Annotated in this window: 17 protein-coding genes; 2 read left to right on the top strand and 15 right to left on the bottom strand. The window is 52.6% G+C overall.

Going from position 1 to position 17968, the window contains the following annotated elements:
- Positions 1-560 precede the first annotated feature (560 nt).
- The 3 genes from BM181_RS13550 to BM181_RS13540 form a co-directional block, all read right to left on the bottom strand.
- Entirely contained in the window at positions 561-1229 is a 669-nt protein-coding gene (locus BM181_RS13550) for a hypothetical protein (protein ID WP_075445662.1), read from the bottom strand.
- 70 nt (positions 1230-1299) lie between these two features.
- Positions 1300-3216, bottom strand: coding sequence for a fructose-1,6-bisphosphatase (locus tag BM181_RS13545; RefSeq protein WP_075445661.1), 1917 nt, complete (start codon positions 3214-3216; stop codon positions 1300-1302).
- Positions 3217-3269: 53 nt separating this feature from the next.
- Positions 3270-3722: a metal-dependent hydrolase gene (locus BM181_RS13540; protein WP_075445660.1), complete on the bottom strand. Its 453-nt coding sequence runs from the start codon at positions 3720-3722 to the stop codon at positions 3270-3272.
- A 145-nt stretch (positions 3723-3867) separates the two neighbouring features.
- Between BM181_RS13540 and BM181_RS13535 the strand changes: the two genes are divergently transcribed.
- Both BM181_RS13535 and BM181_RS13530 read left to right on the top strand, forming a co-directional pair.
- Complete coding sequence (locus tag BM181_RS13535; protein WP_075445659.1) at positions 3868-4965, top strand: hypothetical protein; 1098 nt, start codon at positions 3868-3870, stop codon at positions 4963-4965.
- 86 nt (positions 4966-5051) lie between these two features.
- The gene (locus BM181_RS13530) at positions 5052-5522 is read left to right on the top strand and encodes a PTS sugar transporter subunit IIA (RefSeq protein WP_075445658.1); all 471 of its coding nucleotides are present in this window, start codon (positions 5052-5054) and stop codon (positions 5520-5522) included.
- A 74-nt stretch (positions 5523-5596) separates the two neighbouring features.
- Here the strand turns inward: BM181_RS13530 and dcuC are convergent, their stop codons facing one another.
- The 12 genes from dcuC to BM181_RS13470 all read right to left on the bottom strand — a co-directional run bounded on the left by dcuC (position 5597) and on the right by BM181_RS13470 (position 17968).
- Positions 5597-6979, bottom strand: a complete 1383-nt coding sequence (dcuC, locus tag BM181_RS13525; RefSeq protein WP_075445657.1) for a C4-dicarboxylate transporter DcuC — start codon at positions 6977-6979, stop codon at positions 5597-5599.
- A 142-nt stretch (positions 6980-7121) separates the two neighbouring features.
- Positions 7122-7673: a CYTH domain-containing protein gene (locus tag BM181_RS13520; protein ID WP_218150126.1), complete on the bottom strand. Its 552-nt coding sequence runs from the start codon at positions 7671-7673 to the stop codon at positions 7122-7124.
- 20 nt (positions 7674-7693) lie between these two features.
- On the bottom strand, positions 7694-9004 hold the full coding sequence (locus BM181_RS13515) for an ABC transporter substrate-binding protein (protein ID WP_075445655.1): 1311 nt from the start codon (positions 9002-9004) through the stop codon (positions 7694-7696).
- On the bottom strand, positions 9004-9675 hold the full coding sequence (locus tag BM181_RS13510; RefSeq protein ID WP_075445654.1) for a response regulator transcription factor: 672 nt from the start codon (positions 9673-9675) through the stop codon (positions 9004-9006). Before BM181_RS13510 ends, BM181_RS13515 begins: the two co-directional genes overlap by 1 nt.
- Positions 9672-10997, bottom strand: a complete 1326-nt coding sequence (locus BM181_RS13505; RefSeq protein WP_075445653.1) for a sensor histidine kinase — start codon at positions 10995-10997, stop codon at positions 9672-9674. Before BM181_RS13505 ends, BM181_RS13510 begins: the two co-directional genes overlap by 4 nt.
- Positions 10998-10999: 2 nt before the next feature.
- Entirely contained in the window at positions 11000-11968 is a 969-nt protein-coding gene (locus tag BM181_RS13500; protein ID WP_075445652.1) for a sugar ABC transporter substrate-binding protein, read from the bottom strand.
- A 204-nt stretch (positions 11969-12172) separates the two neighbouring features.
- Positions 12173-12997 carry a PTS mannose transporter subunit IID gene (manZ, locus tag BM181_RS13495; RefSeq protein ID WP_075429515.1) on the bottom strand — a complete coding sequence of 275 codons (825 nt, stop codon included), beginning with the start codon at positions 12995-12997 and terminating at the stop codon, positions 12173-12175.
- A gap of 14 nt (positions 12998-13011) precedes the next feature.
- On the bottom strand, positions 13012-13815 hold the full coding sequence (locus BM181_RS13490) for a PTS mannose/fructose/sorbose transporter subunit IIC (RefSeq protein ID WP_075429517.1): 804 nt from the start codon (positions 13813-13815) through the stop codon (positions 13012-13014).
- A 104-nt stretch (positions 13816-13919) separates the two neighbouring features.
- A complete protein-coding gene (locus BM181_RS13485) occupies positions 13920-14411 on the bottom strand; it encodes a PTS sugar transporter subunit IIB (protein WP_075429519.1) in 492 nt (163 codons plus the stop codon).
- 231 nt (positions 14412-14642) lie between these two features.
- Positions 14643-15437 (bottom strand): polysaccharide biosynthesis/export family protein, encoded by a 795-nt coding sequence (locus BM181_RS13480; protein ID WP_075445651.1) that lies wholly within the window; start codon positions 15435-15437, stop codon positions 14643-14645.
- 110 nt (positions 15438-15547) lie between these two features.
- The gene (locus BM181_RS13475) at positions 15548-16489 is read right to left on the bottom strand and encodes an AEC family transporter (protein WP_075445650.1); all 942 of its coding nucleotides are present in this window, start codon (positions 16487-16489) and stop codon (positions 15548-15550) included.
- Between the two features lie 27 nt (positions 16490-16516).
- On the bottom strand, positions 16517-17968 hold the full coding sequence (locus BM181_RS13470) for a TrkH family potassium uptake protein (protein ID WP_075445649.1): 1452 nt from the start codon (positions 17966-17968) through the stop codon (positions 16517-16519).

Genomic DNA, 17968 nt, shown 5'->3' with positions numbered 1-17968 from the left:
ACGCCGCCAGCGTTCGTCCTGAGCCAGGATCAAACTCTCCAATAAATTATATTGAAGAACTCAATCAAGCTCTCAATTATTCTATGGTTCACAAATCACTGAAGTGATTTATGTAAGCGACTCACAAGCAATTAAAATTGCTGTTCGCTGCTTAAAAGAAATTGCCGATTGCTATGTTGTTCATACCAATCGATGTTTTGATGATGAAACCGAAGTCTCATCTAACATCTGGCTTGAATCATGTTGCATGATTCATTCTGCATTGTTTAGTTTTCAGAGAACAATCTTCGATTCTTTCGAACCGTGCCGCTCATCTTAGCGACTTGTTTATTATATCGCGTTGAGTTTTCTCTGTCAAGAACTTTTTTAAAATTCTTTTTGACTGAATTCGGAACCGACATGTTTCAATCCCTTGCCAGTCAAGGCTTCGCGGGTTCACATCGTGCGCCGTATCTCTCAGCGACTTGTATTATGATACACGTCTTTTCCTCATATGTCAACACCTTTTTCAAAAAAAGTAAAAAACGGGGTTGCTGACGGCAGCCTCCCCGTTTTTACTCTTACTCATCTCTTCCCTTTGACTTGATCTTCTTGCCTAGATCATCAAAGAACGATTTGCTGATCCGGCCAAAGATTCCCTGCTGTCCATGGCGGGAGTTGTCCCGTTCTCTCAGCTCATCCCTGGCCATGACGCGTTTGCCCGTCTTGGCATCAAATACTTCAAAACGAATCCGTACTGTAGAGGTATAGATGACTTCTGCCGGATGGTAGACAGGAACCGACGTATGATATGTCTCCTCATACCAAGTTCCATTCTTTCTTTTCACCTTGCGTGTTGACGTTCTCGTTTCCCAGCTTGTATATGGTGACTTGACATAGGAATCATCATGCCATTTCAGGAGTTCTGCCGTGATATAGATATCCGCCGCGCCTTTCGGATCTCCTGGCGATAAGATGGCAGCCTTGTCCGGGCGTATAAGCCGGTAACCAGGCCGTGCTGCATTCTTCAGATAATCTTCCGCTACCACTTGCTCCAATAGGTCATTATCCATTTCCGCTTTATCCGTAATCGTGATGTCATAAACCAGCGCTTTCTGCACCTTGGAAAAATCATATGACTCATCTACCCAATTGGTCTTCTCCGCACTGGCTGTAAGCGGAAACAGTATCAATGCCCATAAGAATACCAGCAGCCGCCACGGCTTAACTAACCCCAATATCGCCTTCATAATTCTTGTCCCTCCCTTATGATAATCACTATATCCTATATATCGGATATTTTCCTATCTTATTTAAATACTATCTGTCTTCCTGCGGCTTCAACAAGCCGTTTTGATAGGCCAGCAACAGATTGTAGAGATCTGTGATCTCATCCTGGATGAGTTTCCCTTCATCGGTATCACCTACCGTTGTCCTGCGCGCCTGGAGTTCCACCGTCTCCGATACAGACTCGATATCATGGTTTTCCTTCAAAGCCTCCCGAACATCGGCAATCTTCTGATGCTGCAGCAGACGCAGGCCACGGGAGTTGGATATCAGCGTGTAGCCGGAAATCCCGGTCTTGCTATGGTACGCCTTGCAAAAGCCGCCATCGATGATGATTGCCTTGCCGCCAGCCTTGACGGGAGTTTCGCCTTTCTTGACCTTTACCGGCACATGGCCATTGATGATATGTCCCTTGACCGGGTCAAGGCCGAATTCCTTCAAGACCATCGCGCAGGTCGTTTCGTTGTTGATGTATCGGAAATAGGGATCGGATGGCTCCTTCCAAGTGCTTTCGTCGGGGATATAGGCCCGTTCAAAAGTCTTGAACTCCCGCCCCGACACTGGGGACAGCCGCCCACACCACAGGAAATACATGAAATCCACAGCATTTTGGCTATGATGCAGCCAGGCCTCCCGTGCCATACGGTCACAGTGATCGAACCAGGCCCGCCCCCGCAATTCCTGCCCCTCATAGTCTACGGATCGCAGCGTGCCATCCTCATTGAGCAGCACACAGCCATGGAACAGCAGATTGCCATTGTAGCGGGTATACAGGCTGCCCTTTTGATAGAGATAGTCCACATGGCGCTGCAGCACGGTGCTTTCCACAAAGTAGGATTTGAGGTCAGCCATGATGGCTGCTTCTTTCTCCGTCAGCTGATAAGGGTCGTCAGCCCCCTCATCGATCGTAGGGAAATAAGCGCTTTCCAATTCATAGCGCATACCATCCCCCAGTACCGCATGCGAGGAACGCAGATCGATCTTATCCAGCAGCAGACGGCTTTCCATCTGATATTCGGGATGACGGCGGATAAGCTGTCCCTCCAATTTGAACATCATCATGGTGATGGCCTTTTCCGCCGCCTTGATGGGATTGGCATCTGGATAGCTGTGCAGCGCAAAGGTGGTCAAGGGCCGCAGGCTGATGCCATAGCCACGTTCCAAGACATCCGTATTGTTGTAGCGCAGGGAATTGCGCACCACGGCCGCAATGCAGGTCTCATTGCCCAGCGCCGCTCCCATCCAAAGCACATCATGGTTGCCCCACTGGATGTCGACTGAAGGATGCTTCATCAGCAGATTCAGGATGGCATCCGGCCGGTTCCCCCGGTCGAAGAAATCGCCCACGATATGGAGCCTGTCCACTGCCAGCCGTTTTATGAGCACGGTGAAGGCTTCGATGAAGCCTTCACCGCTGTCGATCTGCACGATGGTATTCAGCAGGCGCTTATGGTAGACAAACTGGGCATTGTCCGCCTCCGGTCGGGTATTCATGAGCTCCACGATCACCGCCTCATAGCGCTTGGGAATGAAACCGTAGACCTTGGAGGCCGGATACTTATAGCTCATGAGCTTGGATAATTCCAGCAGCTGCGAAAGATTCTTCCGGTACCATTCCGGCGTATTCTCATGGTCATGGGTGATCTGCTCGATCTTTTCCTTGGGATAATAGATGAGCGTGCAGAACTCAGCCTTCTCCTCTGCACTCAGGCGCTCGCCGAAAACATAGTCCACCTTTTCGCGGATGACCCCCGAGCAGTTATTGAGTATATGGAAGAACGACGCATACTCCCCATGCAGATCGCTCATGAAATGCTCGATGCCTTTGGGCAGCGACAGACGTGACTGCAGATAGATCAGCTTTTCATAGACGGCTTCTTTGGTCGGGTATTTATCCGCCAGCAAGCGCAGGACCTTATTGGGACGACCTTTGGCATAGGGATTCCTCATCATGGCAGCCACCTCGTTCTTGTATATTCCTTATTGTTCTGTGCTATTCATAATCATTTTATCATAAGTTCTGCCTGAAAGATATAGCAGAGCAGCACCACAACAATCGAAAAGATATACTCGGTGACCGAGCCCACGGCAAAGAGTTTCACACCGACTTTCTGCCACGGCGTGAACAGCGGCACCTTGCCGCAGACGGCATCCTCAGCAATATGCAGCAGAGCCCCAATGCAGAAATACACCCCGATATTGCCCAAGTCCATGAATGCGTCCCAGCCGCCGCCCATGACCTTGAGCTGCAAGCCCAATAACAGCAGATAGAGCATCGGCCAATGGGACCAGCCGCGATGGCGGCTGCGCCAGCTCCAGTAATTGCTGCCGCGCGGGCTGCCCTCGAGCTTGTCCGGCATAATGGCTCCCGCCATGCTATACAAAGCCGGCAACGGGTCCTGCACGGCCGCATAGACGATGACCCCCGTTACCACCTCATGATTCACCCATTTCATTTGCTATTACCTCAAAATCGAACAGTTATTCTCGCAGATATTGTAGCATATATGTTCGTTTTAGGATAGTATTTTTCTGCTTTTTTTGCCCTCACCACAATCCTTATAGTATAATAGATACAATCAAAGTTAGGAGAATAGAAATATGGACGATTATACCTGGCAAAAAATGCTGCGCCAGCGGCGTGTCAGACAACGGCGGCGGCTGTACCTGCTGATCCTGTTGCTGGCGGCCTGCATCGGCACGGCTATCTGGTATGGATTCTTTTATACGCGGACGCCAGAATATGCCCTCAAGCAGCTCTCGCTTGCCCTTGACCAGCATGATTCCGCACGCTTCCAGAAATATGTGAACGTAGAGGTACTTTCCTCCCGTGCCTACGACGATCTGACCGTCGATCTCTTTGCCTACGATTCGACCTTGACCGCAGATACCAAGGCCATGTTCGAGAAATTTTATATCCTGATCAAACCACAGCTGACAAAGGGGCTCGAGCAATCCGTCCTCGGGCGCATCGACAGTGGCAGCTGGAGCCTGCCGGAAGGCACGGATATCCTCAAGGGACGCCAGCTTGGCATCGACTTCGAGCGGTTCCTCGAACGCAGCCAGCTGCGCAATACCAGCTTTGTCAGCCTCGGCAATGTCGAGCATAATGGCACTACGGTCACAGCGGAGCTCAAGGTCCGCGAGGACTACACCCAGACGCCCTTCACCCTGCAGCTTGTCCTCGAGCAATCCAAGGACGGCCACTGGCAAGTCGTCTACATCAAGAATTACCGACAGTACCTGGATACGATCGCCCCGCTGCAGAACAGCGACATCGCCAGCTACATCGACAACACAGAAAGCATCGTCGAGGCCTATAATTATGATTTCATCGCTTACCGCCAGCGCTTCCGTGAGCTCAGTGCCACCACCAACGGCCGCCTGAATGAGCAGCAGCGCAGCCGGCTTGCCAAGCTGCTTGAGAACGAAGTGATTCCAGCCCTCAAGAAACGCCAGCAGCGGCTCGATGAGATCGATGTGCCGGCCGGGGCCCAGTATCTTGCCCGCCAGCGCCAGCAGTCAACAGAAACCACCATCAAGGCTTGGCAACACTTCATCAAGGGGCTGCGCGAAAACAGCCAGGCAGAGTTCTCGACGGCTGAGACCCTGCACAAGCAGGAACTAGCCATCGACCTGCGCATCCAGGACATCATCCACCATACCGCTATCAGCAAGAATATCCCGAATCTCCCCTGATACAGCCTACGTATTCTTCAGGCTTGATTCGACAGGATTTCGTAGTAGAATGTAGATAAGATAATCGCAAAAGGCAGGGATGAAAAATGACAACACCAAAGCAGCAACTCATAGCACCCATGTCCGGCAAAACAATGGATCTTGCTACCGTGCCCGACCCGGTCTTCTCAGAAAAACTGACTGGTGACGGCTTGGCGATCGTAGCCGAAAGTGATACCGTAATCGCACCATGCGATGGTGTGATCTCACTTTTCTTCGACACCAAGCATGCCTTTGCCATCACCACGGACGATGGCGTGCAGATACTCGTCCACGTCGGGCTTGACACGGTCATTATGAATGGCGAAGGCATTACGCCGCTCCATCAGCGCGGCGATCAGGTCAAGGCAGGCGACCCCATCTTGAAACTCGACCTGCCGCTACTGCAGAAACGCAAAATCAACCTGATTTCGCCATTGCTCATCGTCAATTACGAAACGGTGCGGAATCTTACAGCCATAGCGCCTGACCAGCTGGTAACCTGTGGCACAGACACTGTACTTAGCTATACAAAGTAAAACATAAAAAGAGGCTGGGAAAATGCCACCACATTTTCCCAGCCTCTTTCTATATGCTATATGGACACCACGAATCAGAAAAACAACAACAACGTAAGACCGATGTTTACGACCGTAGCAATGGCCACTGGCACGAAGGTGCGCTTCGCAAGATCCATCGGCGAAAGATGGGCCGCACCGGCAACAACAATCATGACTGCGGCAATCGGTGACATCGAACGTGCAAGGTTCGAGACAAAGTTCATCGGCAGGACGAACAGCACCGGCGCCAGTCCCGAAAGTGCAGCGACCTTCGGTGCCAGCGGCACAAACGCGAAGAACGCCGCATTGCCCGAACCCGTGACGAGGGTCGCAGCAATGATGATGCCCACGAAGACGAACATCATGCCAATACCGCTGAAGCCTGCATCCTGTGCCCCCGTGATCAAGGTATTGATGGCCCCCAGCGAGATAAGGCCTTTCGAGAAGGTCTCCGCAGCCACGACCAGCGTGACGACGGTCGCCATCTGCAAGCCCATGCCATCCCAGTAAGCCTTGACCCCCTGGCAGGCAATCAGGCCGTCGCGATGGCGAAGGAGCTCAATGACCATCGTGATAGCCAAGGACAGCAGCGTTGCCAGGCTGATATCCATCTTGACGCCCATGTCGACCAGGCCGAAGAACAGCACCAATACCAGCGGCAGCGTCGGCAGCAGCGCATAGAAAGCCGGGACATCCGGCGATTTCTGTGCCTCAGCCTGCTCCTTCGTGATGGCTGCCGAAACATCCTTGCCCGCCATCTCATCCGGATGCTTCCTGTCGAGATATTTCTGCACGAAATAATGCGCCGCAGCCAGCGACAGCACCGTAGCGATGCCGATGGGCACCTGATACTGCATGAAATACGGCACGATTTCCATGCCGATGAGCTCAGCCGCATAGATGCTGTCGGCACCAGCCGGCCCCCAGCCCGGAGCCGACGCCGTAGCGATGACGGCACAGGCCGCGATACGGCTGACGCCCAGCCGCACGAGCACCGGATACATCGTCACCATAAGCAAGAGCCCGAAGCCCGAAGCCGAGCTGATGAACATAGCCAGCACATTCGTCAGGATCGACGTGAGTGCCAGCACCAGATACGGATGGCCAAGCTTCTGCAGCGGCTTGATGGCCAGGCGGACCAGCGCCGTGCTGGCACCGATCTTATCCATATACATCGAAAAGCCGCCGATGAGCATGATGATCATGCCCAGGGCAGCCGCCCGGCTCGAAAACGCCAGGCTGATGGACTGGATGATATCCAGCCAGGCTGAGCCCGTGCTTTTCTTGTCCGGCAGAATCTCGCCCAGACCAAGCACCAGCGTCAGCATCATCATGATGACGCCGGCCGTGAACAATACCGGCTGGGCCGGATACTTCTTGAGCACCAGCCGCGTCACCCAGACGACAGCGATAAGAGCAATAAGCAATCCTAACATAAAAGGACCCTCCTAGAATATATAGTACAGGAATATAATTCGTTGATGATATCATAAATCCTGTTTACATCATAACGGCGGTGGAAACTTATTTTTCTCTCTCCATCCGCCCGACGCGCACATATATCCCGGAGGGTCTTGTTCATTTGTCCAAGGAATGCAACCGGGTCGACTCCCAATAGTCGCCCATGGATTGTCCCGGCTGATCGGTCACATCATCCACGAGATAGGCCCCCAGGCCAACGGCAGCCGGATCAAAAGCCCGCGCCGCCTCGACACTTGCAAACTCCACTTCCGCATACCAGAATTCCGACGGCGAGCCGCCATCTACATGATTCACTTCCAGCCGCAGGCCATCGGCCAGCTCATAGGTACGTCGTACTTTTTCGATCAGAGGCGCGTCAATAAGATCCTCCAGCTCGCCGAATTTACCGGCGGGAATCGGCAGCTCCACTTCCTTGCGCGCCAGTTTCCCTTTGGACTTGAAACAAAGAATATACTCTGCCTCCAACGGTTTACTGGTACAGTTTGTCCAGGTGGTTTCCTCCTCGCGAATCCGCACCGTCGGCCGAACAGATACATAGCCCTGGCGCATCTTTTGCTCAAAGGCCAATTTAGCGGGCAAACCTTCCGGCCAGCCATTGACCATCCATTTCCGTTCGATTTCTACTGGTGCCTTGTGTTGAACCATCATACCATTCTCCTTATCCGCTATTATTGCTGTAAATAAGCATTGATTTCTTTTTGCAGTTTATTCAGGGAATTATTGAAAGGAACGATACCTGTGATGACCTGCTGCAATTCATTATTGGCACGCAGCATCGCCTCATCATATCCCTTAAACCTTGGCTGCATAACAGCCCGCTCCATAACCTCGCTGACCACCCGGAGATTCATCTCCTCACAACCCGGTGCATTGGCTGCAAATAAAGCCTGCGAGGTATCTGCCTCTACCACGTCACGCCGCGATGGCAGGCCCTGCGTCTTTGTCAGCATGAGCTGCTGGCTTTCCGGCGCATAGCAGATTTCTTTCAGCAGCAGCCATGCCAATTCCCTGTGCCCAGACTTAGCACTCATGCCCATAAGCATCGTCTGCAGGTTTGATACATTATCGCCTGATGGCCCGGCCGGCAATTTGATGCAATCCCATTCAAAGGAACTATATTTCTTGATACGCCAAGGGTAAGGCTTATACGTTCTGTATTCTGCAAAGGTAAACGGCCGGAACGCCACACGGCCCATATCGAAATCCTTCGCTGTGACTTCGCGCCCCCGCTGCGCATTATGCAACTGCAAAAGGAACTGCACGGCCTCCTCCATGCGGCTGCTGGCAAAATACGAAGCGCGCCCGTCCTCACGAAACAGCTCTACGCCATTCGTCACGACGGCAAGTTTCCAATCGTAATCATAAAAACCGAACTGATCAAGCACGCCATCGCCATCGGTATCCTTTGTGACGCGGCGGCAGATTTCCAGGAAGTCCTGCCACGTCCAGTCGTTGCCTGGAATCGCAATTCCCTCCCGGGCCAGCAGCGTCTTGTTGACAAACATCAGCGTCGGCACGCTCGTAACGGGCAGCCCATAAGCACGGCCATCATAACGGCCATAATCCAGTGCAGCCGGATAATAGACATCCCAGGAAAACTGCTTGTCCTGATTGCCAAAATCTGACAGATCCTGCAAAGCTCCCATAGCCGCATACATATTGAAGTCCGTACCTGGCACAACAAAGACGTCCGGTTCCTCTCCCGCCAGCAGCTTTTCGGCCAGCCATTCGGAATAATCTTCTTTTTTGATACCGCTTACATACGTTACCTTTACGCCAGGATGCTTCGCTTCGAAGCGCTTGATTGCCGCCTCGACAACAGCATAGGAATCGCCATCAGGAACATCCCAATTGCTGCCGGCAAACACCCCGACCCGCAGCTCGACAGTTTTCTGCTGCTGATAAGCCAGCATCCCAGCTAAAAGCAGCAACAATGCCACAGCCAGCAGCAACAACTGGCGCTTGACATCGCCCCGCATCAGAGCTCCACCTCCGCAGCTGCAAGCCCCGTCTGCACAGCCCAGATTGCCAGCTGCGTGCGGTCACGCAAATCCAGTTTGGAAAGCGCATTCGAAAGGCCATTGCGCACGGTCCCCTCTGAAAGGCTCAGCCGCTCGGCAATTTCCTTGTTGGAAAGGCCATGGCCAACCAGATGCGCGATATTGCGCTCCGTCCGCGTGAGATCCTCGGCACCGCTGGTACCAGTCTCGACGCTCAGGTTGTTCTTGGCCATCTGGTTGAACAGCTTGACCACCTTGGCCACCACCCCCGGATTGATCATGGCACCACCACTTACGACCGTGCGGATTGCATTCGTAAGATCCGGCACCGATACGCCCTTGAGCAAATACCCGCTGGCTCCGTACTTCAAAGCATTGAATACATATTCATCATCATCGAAAGTCGTAAGGATGATGATCTTGACCGCAGGATAAAGCTCTTTGACTGCCTTGGTAGCCTGTACACCATCAAGCTCCGGCATACGCACATCCATCAGGATGACATCCGGCTGGCTCACCTTGAGTATATCCATAAGTTGCCGGCCGTTTTCAGCCAGCGCCGTCACTTCCATGTCCACATTCTGATCCAATACGATCTTCAGGCTCTCGCGGATAAGCTCCTGATCATCGGCAATCACTACCTTTATCATTCGTTCTCCTCCCGTCTCGTCCCCGCCGGTATCGTGGCCTCCAAAGTAAAGCCATTGTCACTCCAATATCGCAGCCGCCCATGCAGCAAATCAAGCCGTTCCTGCATATGGCGCAGGCCAAATCCTGGCTCAACATCCTCACAGCCATGGCCATTGTCGGCAATGATGATGTAATTGCGCCCAGGCTCCGTGCCAATCGTTACGGTCGCCTCAGTGGCCTTACCATGCTGGTTGGCATTGGTGATGCCCTCCTGCACGACGCGATAGATGACTTCCTCCTCATCTTCACGCAGATTATCTGGCCAGCCTAAGGCAATCACACGGATTTTCATATTCGATGACTCCGCAAACTCCGCGACCATACGCGCAATCGCATGGCGCAGCGGCAGCTTCTCCAGATCATCGGGGCGCAGCTTCTCGACCGAACGGCGCACATCGACAATGCCACGACGCGCGGTCTCGCGGATCTTAGCCATCTGCTTCTTGGCCGCCTCTGGTGCCGCATCAACGAGCACAAGACAGGCATCAAGCCCCGCAGCGATACCAGTCAGCGCATGGCCAAGCGTATCATGGATTTCCCGCGCCAGACGATTACGTTCCCGCGTCTCGGCCATACGCTCTGCCTCGATAGCATAAATCCGCAGGCGTTCATTGGCCTCGCCCAGCTGCGTATTGAGGCTGGCAATGCGCTCCTTCTCCTGATGCTTGCTCTGCACGAGCAGCACAAGGTAGGACACGAACAAGATGATATTGAGCGAGACAAAACCATTCTTCACGGCAATGAGAATAGCCTGCACCGATGATTTATAATACGAAGTATAGGCATCGAACGGCGCCACATGCCCTTGGAAAATCGCCAGATTATAGTTGGCAATACAATAAAGGCCAAACATAGCGCCCACCAGCAGCCAGCTCTGATTCTTGCCCTGATAGCGATGCATAAGATCGGCAACGACCAGCAGGACAACACCATCATAAGCAAGATTCAGGCTGCGCATAAGCAGCATGCAGGCAGTGATTTCAGCCAGGAACACCAAATAGCGCATCATATCACTGAGCGTATCCCGCCGATAAAGATGCCCCAGCAGGACCAGCACAAAAAACGACCCCATCGATAAGGAAAATCCCTTGCCAGCAGGCAGTGGCACGATTGGCAGCGTCTCCAGGAAAGAGCGCGCCGACATACTCTGGATGATTTTCTCCTGCGTAATGCTCATAAAGCCAGCCATCAGAAATACGACCAAGCCATTGTAGATACTGAGCAAACGATAAAGGCCCGCAATCCGGTCCCTCTCCTTCAGCATTTCAAAATCTACCTTCATGCTCAGTTCCAGCCCTCCTTATCTTCGGTCAGCAGCCTATCGCGCGTCAACAGCTGCGTCGTCAGCTGGATGACCCGCTCCGTTTCCTCACCAGCCAGCAGCCGGTAAGCCTGCTCCGCTGCCCGCCGGCCGATCTGGCGCGGAGACTGCCCCACCGTAGCCGTCATATGCCCCTGCCGGATCATTTCCTTCGTCTCAGGCACACCATCGACGCCATAGACCATCACCGTATCAAGCCGTCCCGCACTCTGCAGCGCTGCCAGGGCCCCCATAGCCGCCGGATCGTTTAGCGCCATGACGATGGATACATCAGGATGACGCTCCAGGATACGTCCCATCGCCGGCATCGCGAGCTCAAGCTGTCCGAGGCATTCCTCCTCATCGACAATCTGAAACTCCGGATGGCCCGCCAACGTGTCCTTGAACCCCTGTATGCGGTCAACAGAGGAATGCGCCTGCGAGTGCTTGAGCAAGCCAATCTGGCCGCCTTGCGAAACTGCCAGCAAATGCTGGGCGCACTGTACACCAGCTACATAGTTATCCGACATGACGGTACAAGCCACATATTTCTCATCCTGCACGCTCGTATCGATGGCGATGACTGGCACATTAGCCGCATAGGCATCCTCCAAGGCTGGTTCGATGCGTTTCCAATCCACAGGGTTGATGAAGATGATTTCTACACCCTCAGCAATAAGCTCACGGATTTCCTCCCGCTGGCGGTCAACCGATAAGGCAGGGTCACGCGAAATCAGCACATCCCCATGATTCTCTACTACTGTCCGGATTTCCTCATCCACGACTTCATAGAAGGGATTATTTAGCGTCATATAGACAGCCCCGAGCTTGCGCCGGTGCTCATTCTGCCGTGCGGAAAGGTCCCCCTTTGACACATGCAGCAAGCTCAGCAGCAAGAGCCCTAAGCACATCGCGCCCACGAGCCCCCAGAAATATTTTTCCCGTGCGTCCATCAAACTCCGCCTTTCTCAATCATTATGCTCCAATTATAGCACAAAACCCGCTGTCATGAGGACATATGACCTATTGTTTCTCAACAAAAAGAGCCTTGCCTTGCGGCAAAGCTCTTTCTGTTGGGAATGTATTACATAATGGAATATATATAAATATTGTAATACCGTATGGAACAAGTGGAGATATTTTCCTGCCCGTCTTGCTTACGCAAAGAGGCCAATCGCATAGCCAACGATGCCAAGCGCAAACAGGCCAAGGATAATAAGCAGCGGATTGACGCCCTTCTTGAGCAGCCACATGCAGGCAAACGTCATCAGAAGTGGCACTACGCCAGGCATCAAGCTGTCAAGCAGGCTCTGGACAGTCGTCACGACTTGATCGCCCTGGCTATTCGTATACGACGACAGTACCATCGGCATGTTGACCGACGTCCATTTCGCTACGAGTGCGCCCATGACGAGCAAACCGAGTACCGAAGAACCTTCCGTGAGGTAACGCATGCGGTTGCCGCCGACCTCGTTGACAAGCTCCGTGCCCTTGTCATAGCCGTACATGACGCCGTACCAGTTGGTCAGCAGACGGATGACATTGAACGCAACGAAGAAGATCAACGGGCCGACGATGCTGCCCGTCAGCGCGATACCTGCACCGAGAGCTGCCAGGACCGGACGCAGCGTACCCCAGAAAATCGGGTCGCCGACACCGGCCAGTGGGCCGATAAGACCAACCTTGACGCCGGAGAGGGTGTCCTCACCGATTTCCGCGCCATTGGCTTTCTTCTCCTCCATAGCCGCGATGATGCCCATGATCGGCGTTGCCAGGAACGGCTGCGTGTTGAAGAATTCAAGATGACGTTTGAGGGAGCGTTTATACTCCTCAGGATCATCCTTATACAGCTTCTTGAGTGCCGGAATCAGCGAAACGCAGAAACCGATAGCCTGCATACGCTCGAAGTTGAAGGAGCCGAGCAGGAAGTTCGAACGGATAAAAATCGATACAAGATCGCCTTTAGTAAGTTTCTTTTCCATGACTGTACCTCCCCTTACATCAGATCCGAATCGTCAATGTCATCCAGTGCATTGCCCGAGCCACCATTGCCAGCTGCAGCCGCATTGAGCTCACGCTGCAGGCCACGGATGTGGAAGTAAGCGCAGATAAGGCCGATAGCACCGAAACCAATGAGGTTGACGTTCGTGAATACGGCAATGAGGAAGCCAAGGAAGAAGTACGGCATCAGAGACTGGGCATTCATCATGTTGATGACCATTGCATAACCAACAACGACGATGAAACCACCGGAAACCTGCAAGCCGCGCGTGATAACTTCCGGGATGGAAGCCAGCATAGCATTGACCGTGTCCGTGCCAGCAACTGCTGCGATGATAGCAGCCGGAACGGCAACGCGGATGCCCTGCAGCAGCAGACCGCCGACATGGCACATCTCGATGCCGAAGGCATTGCCCTCAAGGGCGAACTTATCAGCCAGATGCTGGAAGAATACGGTGATCGTACGGACGAAGATCGTGAGAACCTGGCCAGCAGCAGCAAGTGGGACAGCCAGTGCGATACCAGCGCCGATGCTCTGATGACCGACAATGACGAGGATAGCCGAAACGACCGAAGCCAAAGCCGCATCCGGTGCCATAGCCGCACCGACGTTCATCCAGCCCAGCGCCAGCATCTCCAGCGTACCACCAAGAATAATGCCTGTCGTAATATCACCAAGTACAAGTCCAACGAGTGTGCAAGCAACGAGCGGACGATGGAACTGGCACTCATCGAGTACGCTTCCCATGCCGGCAATCGCTGCGACAATAATCAGTAAAATAAACTGTACAGAAGTCATAACGTATAAACACCCCTATCTCTATTCTTGTTTCCCGGACAGACCGAAAACCCCAACCAGTCTGTCCGGTAAAATTACGGCGAAAATGAATGATTGCTTAGTTATCAAGCCATGCCTTTAGCCTTCAAAGCATCCATGAGGTTGCCTTTTGGCTCATTGGCGAGTTTACGGATTTCAACTTCAATGCCCATATCCTGCAACTCAAGCAGTGCCTTGACATCGTCCGGATTGACCGCAACAGCACTCGAGATCAGCGTATCGCCATCCTTATAGGTCATGCCGCCAAGATTGACCGACTTGAACGGGATACCACCCTTGACCGCACGGACAACATCAGCCGGTTTCGTGAACAGGAACAGCGTCTTGAACGCATCGTACTTCGGATTTTTGTAAGCCTCGCAAGCCTTCTCAACCGGTACGACATACGCCTTGATTCCCGGTGGTGCCACCTGCAGCAAGAGTTTCTTGCGCATGTCATCTTTGGCGACCTCATCGCTGCAGCACATGATGCGGTTGCACCCCGTAACCTTCGTCCAGACCGTAGCCACCTGGCCGTGGATCAGACGATCGTCGATACGGCAAAATGCGATTTCCATATGTCATTCCCCTTTCATAATACCTCTGCCGCCATAACAAAATCCCCATTGCCACAGCAGCAACAACCTTGTAATTTTTCTGACAGTAATTATAATAATAGAAAACACGGTCAAAGTCAGCTGAATTCTGTCATGAGTTTTCAGCCAAAGAACATGACAAATGTCATAGGAAGCGTTTTCCTGGCAAATAAAAAATCCGGATATCCTTATAGAGGATATCCGGATTCTACATTATTTAGTTAAATTTCTAAACAATGCCCAAGCACTGACATACGGCAGAACATCTTCCTTCCAAATAATGCCATTAGTCTGCGGAATATAGACAATGTCACCATCTTGAAGTGCCACATTCTGTGTCAAATCATGTTTCTTGATAAAGTTCTTAATATTCAGCTGTTCATAATACATTGTATTATCAATCACCCGAATAACTTGAACTTGTGTACTACGAGCATGACTCGTAAACCCTCCAGCCGAACTGATAGCCGCATAAACATTGAGATTGTCTATCGACATATTCTGGATACCAGGGTTGCTTACCTCACCCATAACATACACCTTACGTGGTCCATAACTCTTGATAAAAACAGACATATCGGGAATCTTTATATATTTCCCTAATGCATCCATCAGCACAGCTTTTGCTTCATCTAACGTTAACCCTGCCAATTGTACCGAACCAGCATATGGCAATTGTACATAGCCATCCGTACCAACCGTGATATCATTGACCCCAATACCATCTGGAAAGCCAATAATCATGATATTGATTGTGTCGTATTTTGCCAAGCGATAGGAATCTGTCAAAGTATCATGACGAAGTGTTGCTGTTTTAAATACGTTTTTATTCTCAACATAATCCATCTTACCAACTGCATATTCATTGGCTTGCGTCTTCTGCTCTACTGCTCGTACACCTGCCGCTTCCTGCGCAGCCGAATCAGCATCATAAGATGCTGCAAAACCATTATTACCTAACAACAGTCCCATCGCTAAGACTGCGCCACAAATAATTTTTTTTCTCACTCTAAGACACTCCTATTCCATCACGTTATCGTATCCATGCTAGGATTTTTTTTCAAAAATATACCTTTATTATATCGAACATAGCAATAAGCGTCAATATAACAACACAGTCAGAACAACCCGAGCATCTTAAGCGTAAATACCCAGCCGAACAAGGTCAGACAGGACAAAGCGCTCGTGTAGACGACGCAGTTGCCTGCAAGATCCGCATCGCTATTCATCTGCTGAGCCATGGCAAAACTCGCTACTGCGCAAGGCGAGGCGAAAATTGCCAGCAGCGTGATGAGTTCCAAATCGCGGAACCCCAGCCAAACGGCCAGCCCCATCAAGATTCCCGGTGCGATAAGCAAACGCGCCGTTACACAGGATATGAGCTGCGGCACATGGTCATGGAAGCTGCCGCCCTTGAAGGATGCGCCCAAGATGATCAGTGCCACGGGCGTCGTAGCCGCTGCCACCTGTCCGATAGGCGTCAATATGGGCTTGGGCACAGGGATGCCAACCAGCAGGAATGCCACCGCCACCAAGGCGCCGAGGATCATCGGATTCTTGAGCACCCCCAGCAGGATCCCGGCCAGATGGAAGCTGCCGCCCCGGAAGGTCTCCAGCACAAAGACCGCAGCAATGTTGTAGATGGGGATGATGACAGCAATCATCATCGTCGGTATTGCCAGCTGATCAGCACCGAATATATTGCCGACCAACGGAATGCCCATCAGTACGAAATTGCTGCGGAAAATCGCCTGTATCATCGCCCCCCGGCGCTTATTGGACGGCTCAAAATGACAGACCAGCAAAGCTGCTATCAGCAGCGTCACCAGAACACCGCCCGCACCAAAAAGCATCAAGCGCGGCCGCAGCGTTGAGCCCAAATCCGCCGTATAAATGTTGAAAAACATCATAAAGAAAAAGAACACGCGGAAAACCATGCGGTTCATATGCACGAGTTCCTCATCCGTCATGAGACGCGCCCGTTTGACAAAGACGCCGATAAGCATCAGGCAGAACAATGGTACAACCGCACCAATGGCCACGAACAGATTGCTCAGCAAAACAAACTCCCCTTCCACAAATCCCTATCACCAGCGATTGCCCTTCTGCCAGAAATCCGGCGAAAGCATGACCAGCAGGGTAAACATCTCCAAACGCCCCAAGAGCATCTCCACGCACAGGATGCTCTTGGCAAACACCGAGGCCCCCGCATAGGTGCAGGTTGCCCCCGCCACGCCAAAGGCCGGCCCCACATTGCCCATGACCGTCATGCTGATGCCCAGCGAATCGAAGATTGACACGCCATCCAACGTCAGCAGCAAGGCAAAAAACACAATGCAGAATATATACAGAAAGAAAAACTGCCCCACGCGCAGCAAGGTATCCTCATCCACCTTGCCGCCATTCATGCGGACCTCGACGACACGCCGCGGCGAAAGCTTCTGATGCACAACAGCCCAGGCATTCTTGACCAGCAGTACCATACGGCTCACCTTGACACCACTGGCGGTCGAGCCGGCACAGCCGCCACAGACCATCAACAGCAGCAGCACACCTTTGGAGAAGCCCGGCCACTGGTCAAAGTCAGTCGAGACAAACCCCGTCGTCGAAATCGACCCGACCTGGAAGCTCGCATAGCGGATTGCCTCGGCCGGACTTACCCCCATAGCCTGGACAAGATTGACCGCTATGAGCAGCATGGCCACCAGCTCAAGGCCGATATAGGCCTTGAATTCCGTATTGTGCCGGATGACCCCCGGCCCCTTGCGCCAGATGCGATAATAAAGGCCGAAATTGCCCCCGGCCAGGATCATGAAGAATGTCATCCAGGCCTCCAGCGGCACATTGTCAAAATGCATCGCACTGTCATCGTAAGTCGAGAAACCGCCCGTACCGATGGTGCTCAGCGCATGCGTGCTGGCCTCCATCAGCGACAGCCCGCACAGCATGTAGATGACCGTTGCCGTTACGGTAAAGATCATATACATCTGGAACAGCGTCTTGGTCATATCCCGCAGCCGCGGCAGTACGCGCTCACGCGTCGGCCCCGTCGTCTCCGCATTATACATATAGATGGTGCTCTGGCCCGTCTGCGGCAGCAGGGCGATGAAAATGACGATGATGCCCAGACCGCCAAACCAATGCGTCATCATGCGCCAGAACAGGATGGCCGACGGCAGGGAAGACAGTTTCTCCATGACCGTAGCCCCCGTCCCCGTGAAGCCCGAGATGCTCTCAAACAACGCATCGAGGAGCCCCAGATAACCACCGCAGAGATATGGCAGCATCCCCAGCGATGTCGCCAAGATCCAGCCAATGCCTGTGATGGCCACACCTTCACGCATGGTCAGCCGCTCGACGCGCACACGGCCATGCAGCCGCAGCTCGATCCCCACCAACGCGCAGATCGCCAAGGCGGCGGCAAAGCCAGCGGTGCATTCCTCGCCATTATACAGGGAGATGAAGAACGGAATCAGCATGATAGCGGTCTCCGCGACCACCAGCCGTCCCAGGATATAATAAACGATTCGTAAATCCAT

The organism is Pseudoselenomonas ruminantium (assembly GCF_900113715.1).
Lineage (GTDB): Bacteria > Bacillota > Negativicutes > Selenomonadales > Selenomonadaceae > Selenomonas_A > Selenomonas_A caprae.
This window is presented reverse-complemented; position numbering and strand designations above follow the sequence as displayed.

Bases quoted from the DNA above. Each gene is read 5' to 3' on its own strand.
- BM181_RS13550 (WP_075445662.1), bottom strand. From the start codon at position 1,229: ATGAAGGCGATATTGGGGTTAGTTAAGCCGTGGCGGCTGCTGGTATTC.
- BM181_RS13545 (WP_075445661.1), bottom strand. From the start codon at position 3,216: ATGAGGAATCCCTATGCCAAAGGTCGTCCCAATAAGGTCCTGCGCTTG.
- BM181_RS13540 (WP_075445660.1), bottom strand. From the start codon at position 3,722: ATGAAATGGGTGAATCATGAGGTGGTAACGGGGGTCATCGTCTATGCG.
- BM181_RS13535 (WP_075445659.1), top strand. From the start codon at position 3,868: ATGGACGATTATACCTGGCAAAAAATGCTGCGCCAGCGGCGTGTCAGA.
- BM181_RS13530 (WP_075445658.1), top strand. From the start codon at position 5,052: ATGACAACACCAAAGCAGCAACTCATAGCACCCATGTCCGGCAAAACA.
- dcuC (WP_075445657.1), bottom strand. From the start codon at position 6,979: ATGTTAGGATTGCTTATTGCTCTTATCGCTGTCGTCTGGGTGACGCGG.
- BM181_RS13520 (WP_218150126.1), bottom strand. From the start codon at position 7,673: ATGATGGTTCAACACAAGGCACCAGTAGAAATCGAACGGAAATGGATG.
- BM181_RS13515 (WP_075445655.1), bottom strand. From the start codon at position 9,004: ATGCGGGGCGATGTCAAGCGCCAGTTGTTGCTGCTGGCTGTGGCATTG.
- BM181_RS13510 (WP_075445654.1), bottom strand. From the start codon at position 9,675: ATGATAAAGGTAGTGATTGCCGATGATCAGGAGCTTATCCGCGAGAGC.
- BM181_RS13505 (WP_075445653.1), bottom strand. From the start codon at position 10,997: ATGAAGGTAGATTTTGAAATGCTGAAGGAGAGGGACCGGATTGCGGGC.
- BM181_RS13500 (WP_075445652.1), bottom strand. From the start codon at position 11,968: ATGGACGCACGGGAAAAATATTTCTGGGGGCTCGTGGGCGCGATGTGC.
- manZ (WP_075429515.1), bottom strand. From the start codon at position 12,997: ATGGAAAAGAAACTTACTAAAGGCGATCTTGTATCGATTTTTATCCGT.
- BM181_RS13490 (WP_075429517.1), bottom strand. From the start codon at position 13,815: ATGACTTCTGTACAGTTTATTTTACTGATTATTGTCGCAGCGATTGCC.
- BM181_RS13485 (WP_075429519.1), bottom strand. From the start codon at position 14,411: ATGGAAATCGCATTTTGCCGTATCGACGATCGTCTGATCCACGGCCAG.
- BM181_RS13470 (WP_075445649.1), bottom strand. From the start codon at position 17,968: ATGGATTTACGAATCGTTTATTATATCCTGGGACGGCTGGTGGTCGCG.